Source organism: Streptomyces sp. NPDC088261, assembly GCF_044740805.1.
Classification (GTDB): Bacteria; Actinomycetota; Actinomycetes; order Streptomycetales; family Streptomycetaceae; genus Streptomyces.
The window spans coordinates 359,626-367,290 of record NZ_JBIURL010000006.1 but is presented as its reverse complement, the minus strand read 5'-3'; the positions used below and the strand labels follow the sequence as shown (position 1 = coordinate 367,290).

Annotated in this window: 5 protein-coding genes; all 5 read right to left on the bottom strand. The window is 73.1% G+C overall.

The window, feature by feature from the left end:
- Positions 1–118: 118 nt before the first annotated feature.
- The 5 genes from ACIODU_RS15455 to fabD all read right to left on the bottom strand — a co-directional run bounded on the left by ACIODU_RS15455 (position 119) and on the right by fabD (position 7,634).
- Positions 119–1,312 carry an alpha/beta fold hydrolase gene (locus tag ACIODU_RS15455; RefSeq protein WP_401767818.1) on the bottom strand — a complete coding sequence of 398 codons (1,194 nt, stop codon included), beginning with the start codon at positions 1,310–1,312 and terminating at the stop codon, positions 119–121.
- Positions 1,293–2,243, bottom strand: a complete 951-nt coding sequence (locus tag ACIODU_RS15450) for a chlorinating enzyme (RefSeq protein ID WP_356428292.1) — start codon at positions 2,241–2,243, stop codon at positions 1,293–1,295. Before ACIODU_RS15450 ends, ACIODU_RS15455 begins: the two co-directional genes overlap by 20 nt.
- On the bottom strand, positions 2,240–4,138 hold the full coding sequence (locus tag ACIODU_RS15445; protein ID WP_401767816.1) for an amino acid adenylation domain-containing protein: 1,899 nt from the start codon (positions 4,136–4,138) through the stop codon (positions 2,240–2,242). The genes ACIODU_RS15450 and ACIODU_RS15445 overlap by 4 nt, the downstream gene beginning before the upstream one ends.
- A 33-nt stretch (positions 4,139–4,171) precedes the next feature.
- The gene (locus ACIODU_RS15440; protein ID WP_401767814.1) at positions 4,172–5,143 is read right to left on the bottom strand and encodes a DUF6039 family protein; all 972 of its coding nucleotides are present in this window, start codon (positions 5,141–5,143) and stop codon (positions 4,172–4,174) included.
- A 94-nt stretch (positions 5,144–5,237) separates the two neighbouring features.
- Positions 5,238–7,634, bottom strand: a complete 2,397-nt coding sequence (gene fabD, locus ACIODU_RS15435) for an ACP S-malonyltransferase (RefSeq protein WP_401767812.1) — start codon at positions 7,632–7,634, stop codon at positions 5,238–5,240.
- Positions 7,635–7,665 lie beyond the last annotated feature (31 nt).

Below are 7,665 nucleotides of genomic sequence, written 5' to 3'. Positions count from 1 at the left end.
GGGATCCTCCTTCGCGGCGGGGGCGGGGGTGGTGCCCGGCTCGGGGAGCCGGGCGGCGGGGCGGAAGCGGCGTCTCGGACAAGCTCGGAACAACCTGACGAAGCGTCACACCATTGCGTCAGAGCGGGTGTTCGGCCAGAAACCCGGCCACCGCCTCGAACAACTCCGGCTCCCCCCGGAACACCGAGATGTGGTCGCCGTGCGGGCGGACCACGCTCACCGCACCCGGCAGCGCGGCGGCCACCGCCGCGGATCCGCCCGGATGGGCGGTGTGGTCGTCCGTGCTGGTCACCACGAGCACCGGCAGGTCCAGGGCGGCGAGCCGCGGGCGGAGGTCCTCACCCATCACCGCACTGTTCAACGCGCAGTAACGGGCGAACAGTTCGGCCGTCGCGTACGGATAGAGCACCAGGTGGGCGAGGTCGGCGGGGACGTTGTCGCCGAGCGACCGGCAGAGCGTCTCGTGGATCGTCGCGGCCAGCCCCGGGTCGGAGCACGCCATCGCCATGAGGGCCTGGAGATTGCGCTGGTGGTCCGTCTTGGGGCTGTCCGGGCCGAGGTCGAAGTCGCCGTGCCAGAGGCTGAGCGAGGTGATCCGGTCCGGGTGGAGCGCGGCGGCGGTGACCGCCGGCACGGCGCCGCCGCACAGTCCCACCACGTGCGCCCGGGTCGCGCCGGCCCGGTCCATCGCGGCCAGCAGGTCCCCGGCCTGCGCGGTCACGCCGTAGTCGGCCGGCGCCGGTTCGCCCGGATCCGCGAACAGGCCCCGGCTCTCCCAGGTCACCACGTAGTGCGTACGGGCGAGTTCACGGATCCACCGCTCGGCCAGCCGGGCCGGCATGCCGGGCGCGAGGGCCAGCACCACGGCCCCCTCACCGGGCCGCCCCGCGGTGTACACGCGCAGCGGCACACCGTCCCCCGCCTTGGTGTCGAGCCGGGCGCAGAAGCGCCCGAAGTCCGCCGCCTCGGCGTCGTCGACGATGTCGGCGAGCCGGTCGGCGCCCTCGACCCGGCCGTCCGGGGTGACGGGCAGCGCGGCCAGGTCCAGCCGGTCCGCGACCACCTGGGTGAAGGGGTCGGGCCGCCCGGGCCCGGCGGCCACCGCGACGGCGGGAGAGCCGAGCCGCCGGGTGACCGTCTCCAGCAGCGGGCCGAGGGCCTGGGCCCGGGGCCCGGCGGGGACCGTCACCGGCGGCAGCACGCCGAGCAGCGGGCCCAGCGACAGGACCGCCTCCACGAGCCGGGCGAGTGCCCGCTCCGGGGTGGGCGCGGGGCCCACCCCGGTGGCGGCGTCAGCTGTCCCGGAAGACATGGCCCCGCGTGGTGCGGTCCACCAGCTTGTTGTGTCCGTACGTGTCCTGGCCCGCCACCAGGACCGAGCCGAAGCGCTCCAGCGAGACCGCGCCGCCGTACTCCTCGATCGACTCGGTGTCCGGGTAGACCCGGACCGAGGTGGGCACGTACCGGGAGGCGAAGCCCATCCGCATCTGCTGCCCGGGGCCCTCGTTGGGGTGCGAGGCGTGCATCAGGGTGGACCAGAACATGATGGCCTCGCCGGGCTTCATGACCATCGAGACGGCCTTGGACTCGTCGGGGACAAAGTCCTCGTCCTTCTGCAACTCGCGGTAGTCGTAGCCGAAGAAGCCCCGGCGGGTGGCGCCCTTGCGTTCCGTGTTGATCCGGTCCGGGTCGTAGTGCATCTTCTTGGTCTCGTCGTAGTTCATCTGCTGGTGGGAGCCGGGGATGAACTGGAGGCAGCCGTTGTCGACGGTGGCCTCGGTGAAGGCGGTCCAGACCGTGATCGTCCCGCCGAACTCCTTGAACTCGTCGGGCCAGAGGATCTGCGGCTCGCCCGAGGCGTTGGCGAAGGTGTCCGCCTGGTGCCAGTCGGTGCCCTCGTCGCCGGGGTACTTGGGGAAGAACTCGGTGCGCCAGCACAGGACATCGGGGCCCAGGGCGCTGACCACGCGGTCCACGATCGGTGCCCGGCCGATGTGGCCGGCCAGGAAGTCCGAGTCCAGGTGACGGTCGTAGTTGGAGATGTTGGTGTTGCCGGAGGAGGCCGCCTCGTCGCCGTAGACCGCCATCGACCGGTCCATCAGGGCCAGCCGCTCGCGCCGCCACGCGGCGGTCATCTCCTCGGGCTCGTAGACCTTGAAGGGTCCGAAGAAGCCGTTGGTGCGGAAGCTCTCCAGTTCCTGCTCGGACAGCGCGAACGCGCGGCCCTTTCCGGCGAGGGTCATGCCTGCTCCTTCACGGGGTGGTCGTGGGAACCGCTGTCCTGCCCGCCGTACCGGCCCGTCCGCTCCTCCACGCAGAGGGCCAGCCGGGCGACGGTGGCCTCGCCGCCCAGTTCGGCACCGGTCAGGCGCAGTCCGAACCGCTGGTTGACCTGCGCGACGATCCGGACGAACGCGAGCGAGGTGGCGCCGATGTCGAAGAGGTCGACGCCGGCGGGGGGCGGCTGCGGGCCGCGCAGGATCTCGTGGACGATCTCCGTGACGGCGGCGACGGCGCCGCGCTCGGACGGTGACGGATGTACGGAAGCGGAAGGTGCGGGAGATACGGACGGTGAGGGCGGTACGGTCGCGGGCGCCTCGTCGAGGATCCGGTGCAGGGCCTCCCGGTCGGTCTTGCCCTGCGGGGTGAGCGGGATCGCGTCGATGACCCGGTGGGCCGAGGGCCGCAGGTGGGCGGGGAGAGCGGCGGCGGCGTGCGCGGCCAGGGCCGCGGGCAGCGCGGCCGGGTCGGCATCGCTCTCCGGCACCACGAAGGCCGCCAGGCGCGGGTCGCCGTCGTAGTCGTGCGCGACCACCACCGCGGAACGGACCTGGGGGTGGCCGAGCAGGCAGTGCTCGATCTCGCGCGGCTCGATCCGGAAGCCCCGTACCTTCAGCTGGTCGTCCAGCCGGCCGAGGTAGCGCAGCTCCCCGTCGGGTGTACGGACGGCGAGGTCGCCCGAGTGGTAGTGGCGGGTGACGGGGCCGCCGCCGAAGGACCCGGTGGTGAAGCGCTCGGCGGTCAGCTCCGGGCGGTCCAGGTAGCCGCGGGTCACCCCGGCCCCCGAGATCAGAAGTTCGCCGGGCGTGCCGTCCGGCACGGCGGCGCCGTCCGGGCCGGCCAGGACGAACTCCAGGTCGGGCAGGGGGACTCCGATCGGGCTGTGCTCGGGCGTGTCCAGGTCCGCCGTGGTGATCGGCCGGTAACTGGCGTGCACGCACGTCTCGGTGATGCCGTACATGTTCACCAGCCGGGGACGCGCGTCCCCGTGCCGCTCCAGCCAGCCCGCCAGGTCCCGGACGTCCAGCCGCTCCCCGCCGAACACCACGAGGCGCAGGGCGAGTTCGCCGGGCCCCTGGTGGTCCGCGTCGGCGGTGTCGAGCTGGCGGAAGGCGGACGGCGTCTGGTTCAGTACGGTGACCCGCTCGGCGCGCAGCAGGGCGTGCAGGTCGGCGGGGACGCGGGTGAGGTCCTTGTCGACCACGACGAGCCGGCCGCCGTGCAGGAGGGCGCCCCAGATCTCCCAGACGGAGAAGTCGAAGCTCGCGGAGTGGAAGAGCGTCCAGACGTCCTCGGGGCCGAAGCCGAACCAGTCCCGGGTGGTACTGAACAGCCGTACCACCTGCCGGTGTTCGACCAGGACGCCCTTGGGCAGCCCGGTCGACCCGGAGGTGTGGATCACGTACGCGAGGTCGCTGCCGGTCGCCGCCCGGCGGTCGCCCGCGGCGGCGCCGGTGGTGTCGGCCCCGGCCTCGGCGCTGATCGGCACGATCTCGACGTCCGGTGCGGTGGGCAGGGTCTTGGCCGCCTCGGCGGTGGCCACGACGGTCCGTACCCCGGTGTCCTCCAGCAGGTGGAGCAGCCGGGCCGCCGGGTAGTCGGGGTCGAGCGGGACGTAGGCGCCGCCGGCCTTGAGGATGCCGAGCAGACCCACCACGAGTTCGATCCCCCGGTGGGCGCCGAGCCCGACCAGCACGCCGGGGCGCACTCCCCGGGCGGCCAGGCGGTCGGCCAGCGCCTCGGCGCGGGCGTCGAGTTCTCCGTACGTCAGCTGCTCGCCGGACGCCGTGACGGCGATCCGTCCGGGCGCTTCGACGGCCCGGTCGCGAAAGATCTCGTGCAGACTTCGGCCGCTCATGGCCGACACCTCCTGGTCCAGGGGTGAGTGGGGTCAACGCGCGGACGGGAGTCGGGTGGCGTACAGCCCCCAGTGGTGCGGTGTCAGGGCGACGTCCTCGAAGGAGCCCTGGGCGAACATCCGGGCCCAGGTGCCGCCCGCGCCCTTCTCGGGCGCCCGCTCCCGGAAGAAGATGTCCCGGACGCTCTCGTTCTGGACGTGCAGCTGGAGCAGCCGTTGGTACGTGCCCAGCGAGCGCAGGTGGATCAGCCAGTGGATGCGGTCCATCGGGCCGAAGGCGTCCTCGTAGAGGAGGACGGTGGCCTCGCCCGCCAGGTTGTCGTTGATGGCCTCGGCGGCCTCACGGGCGAACTGGCGGGCCTCGGAGCGGAAGTCGTACATGATCTGGGCCGTGCGGTGGATGACGATGCCGGCGTTCGCGGAGTGCAGCAGCAGGTCGTCGGGCTGGGAGGTCTGGTGCCGGGCGGGCGGGAGCGCCACGGTGGTGCCGGCTTCCTGGAACACCGTGCTCTGCCGCTCCAGGGTGCCGTCGACGGCGGTGCCGTACATGCCCCAGAACTGCGGCAGCAGCACCGATTCCCGCAGGGTGCCGTCGACGAACATCCGGGCCCAGCCTCCGCCGCCCTTGCTCTCGTCGATGCGGGGCTTGCCGAAGAGGCCGCGGTAGCCCTCGTCCTGGCTGCCCATCCGTACGAGCGTCTCGTAGTCGTCCATCGAGTTCAGGTGGATCAGCCAGTGCACCAGGTCCTTGGTGCCGAACGTCTCCTCGTAGACGAAGACGCTCGCCACGCCCTGCTGGCGGGTGGTGATGTATTCGGCGAGTTCGCGGGCGAACTCCCGGGATTCCGAGTGGAATTCACCGCGGACCTGGGCGGTGCGTTCGACGATCATTCCGGAGTTTCCGGAGTGCAGGATGTGTTCGGGCGCCAGGACGGTCTGGTGACCGGCCGGCGGAACGGCCGCTCCGGTCCCTCCGGCCGAATCCCCGGTTTCCGCTGCGGTCATGAAACCCTCCTGATCGAATACCCGGCGAAATGCCGCCGGGAACGTTCCGGAAATCCCCTGTCAGAGACTATTGAGCCGGGGTGACACTTCCTGCTCAGGATTGCGCACGCAGCATCGCGTTTGTCCGGTCCGTCAGAAGGGACGCGGCTCCCGTCATCAACCGGTCGGCGATGACGTCGACATGGCGGCGGCGCCAGTCCGCCAGTTCGCCGCCCGCGGCGTACCGGTTGAACGCGCCCATCGCCGGGCCGCAGTGGATCTGGTAGTTGACCTGCTGCTCCGGGGTGCCGTGCATGGCCAGCCTCGTCGAGTGGACGAAGTACCAGCGGAAGACGAGGGCCATCCGGTGCCGGTCGCTGCGGCGGGCCCGCGTCAGTTCCCCGGGGGCGGTACGGGCGAGATGCGCCTCTGTCTCGCGCCAGACGTCCTCGACGGGGCGCCCGAAGCACTGCTCCTCCAGCGACCGTCTGGTCCGGTCGTCCAGCTCCTCCAGGGCGCCGTACTGCCGGTACAGCTGATAGAGCTTGTTCGCGCGGGCCGGGAACAGCGTGCCCTTGCGGACCACTTGGACCCGCGCGCCCAGTTCGAACATGTCCCCGGCGGGCGCGTACGTGGTGTCCTGGACGTCCAGCCCGGCCAGCAGCTCCTTGACCGCCTCTGCGGTGCCCGCCTCGGGCGAGCACTGGTTGACCGAGCCGGTCAGGACGAAGTCGGCCCCCAGCAGGAACACCGCCGCCACGGCCTCGGGGGTGCCCAGGCCGCCGGCCGCTCCGACGCGGACCCGCCGCCGGTAGCCGTGCTCGGCGCAGACCCGGTCCCGCAGCCGGGCGATGGTCGGCAGCAGGGCGAGCGCCACCCCGCCGTCCGTGTGGCCTCCCGAGTCGGACTCGACGCACAGGTCGCCGCTGACCGGCAGCCGGCGGGCGATCCTGCCCTCCTCCGGGGTGAGCCCGCCCTCCGCGAGCAGCCGGTCGACCACAGCGGCGGGCGCGGGGGCCAGGAAGGCCCGCGCGACCTCGGGCCGGGACACCTTGGCGATCACGTGCCGGCCGGCGACGGGCCCGTCCGCGTCCTGGCGGGCTCCGGCGAACCGCACCCGGACCAGCGCCGGGGTGATGCGGGTGAAGCCCGCGGCCTCCACGCTCCGCACGCCGGAGCGGACGCAGAGCGAGGCCACCGCGTCCTCCCGTACCGGATCGGCGGGCGTGTGCAGCAGGTTGGCGCCGTACGGGCGGTAGGGGCCCGACTCCCGGGCGATACGGTCCAGGTCGCGCGCGATCCGGTCGAGGCCGAGTCCGCCGGTGCCGAGGAAGCCCAGCAGGCCGGCCCGGCCCATCCGCAGGACCAGCTCGGCGGAGGAGATGCCCTTGTACATCGACCCGGCCAGGTAGGCGGCCCGGACCCGGTGGTCGCGGCGGAACTCGGCGCTGCCGAGGCGCTCCGCGCGGAAGACGGCGGGAGCCTGCGGCGCGGGCGCGGGGTGCGCCGGCGTAAGGGCGGGCGGCGCGGAGACGGGTGGTTGGGGGTCCGGCGGCCCGGGGTCCGGCGGCGTGGTTCTGCCGTTCGGCGGTACGGGGTCCCGATGCGCGGCGGGTTCGGCGGAGGCGGGCGGCCGTACCGCCGCCCGGGGCGCGGGCGCCGGCGCGTCCTTCAGGGCCGCCTGCCAGAGCCCGGTCAGTACGGTGCCGGGTCCCCGCTCGTCCACGTCCCGCACGCCGAGGCCGACCAGGAGGCTCATGCTCCGCGCCCACTGCACGGGTTCGGCGATCTGCCGGGCCAGCAGCCCGGCGACGTCGTCCCCGTAGGGCGCGGCGGTCACGTTGGCGATCACCGGCAGGGCGGGCGGCCGCAGCGTGAACCCGGCCAGGAATCCGGCGAACTCCGTGGCGGCCGCCCTCATGTACCGGGAGTGGAAGGCCGTGCGGACGGCCAGCGGGACCGTTCTGGCCGCTCCGTCCTCGCGCAGCCGGGTCGCCACCGTCCGCAGCTGTTCCGCGGGGCCCGACAGGACCACCTGGGTCCGCGCGTTGTGGTTGGCGATGTCCACGGTGTCGGCTCCGTACCGGCCGAGCGTCCCGGCCAGTTCCTCGGCGGACAGTCCGAGAACGGCGAGCATCCCGAAGTCACCGACACCGCCGCCCGACATCAGCTCGCCCCGCCGCTTGACCAGGCGGACCCCGGTCTCGAAGTCGAAGCAGCCGGCCGCGAACAGCGCCGCGTACTCGCCGAGGCTGTGCCCGGCCAGCACGCCCGGTTCCGGCTCGCCGTCCGCCCGGGCGGTCAGCACCGTCAGCGCCTCCACCACGAAGAGCGCCGGCTGGGCGTAGCGCGTGTCGCCCAGCCGCTTGTCGGGATCGTCGCGCAGGAGCGGCGCGAGGGGGAAGCCGAGGACGGCGTCGGCCGTCTCCACCAGGGCACGGTGACGGTCGATCAGGCCGGCGCCCATGCCCTTGCGGTGTGATCCCTGACCCGGGAATATCCAGGCACGCACGAGTGCCCTCCTCCTCGTCGGTGAGCGGATG

Bases quoted from the DNA above. Each gene is read 5' to 3' on its own strand.
- ACIODU_RS15455 (WP_401767818.1), bottom strand. From the start codon at position 1,312: ATGTCTTCCGGGACAGCTGACGCCGCCACCGGGGTGGGCCCCGCGCCC.
- ACIODU_RS15450 (WP_356428292.1), bottom strand. From the start codon at position 2,243: ATGACCCTCGCCGGAAAGGGCCGCGCGTTCGCGCTGTCCGAGCAGGAA.
- ACIODU_RS15445 (WP_401767816.1), bottom strand. From the start codon at position 4,138: ATGAGCGGCCGAAGTCTGCACGAGATCTTTCGCGACCGGGCCGTCGAA.
- ACIODU_RS15440 (WP_401767814.1), bottom strand. From the start codon at position 5,143: ATGACCGCAGCGGAAACCGGGGATTCGGCCGGAGGGACCGGAGCGGCC.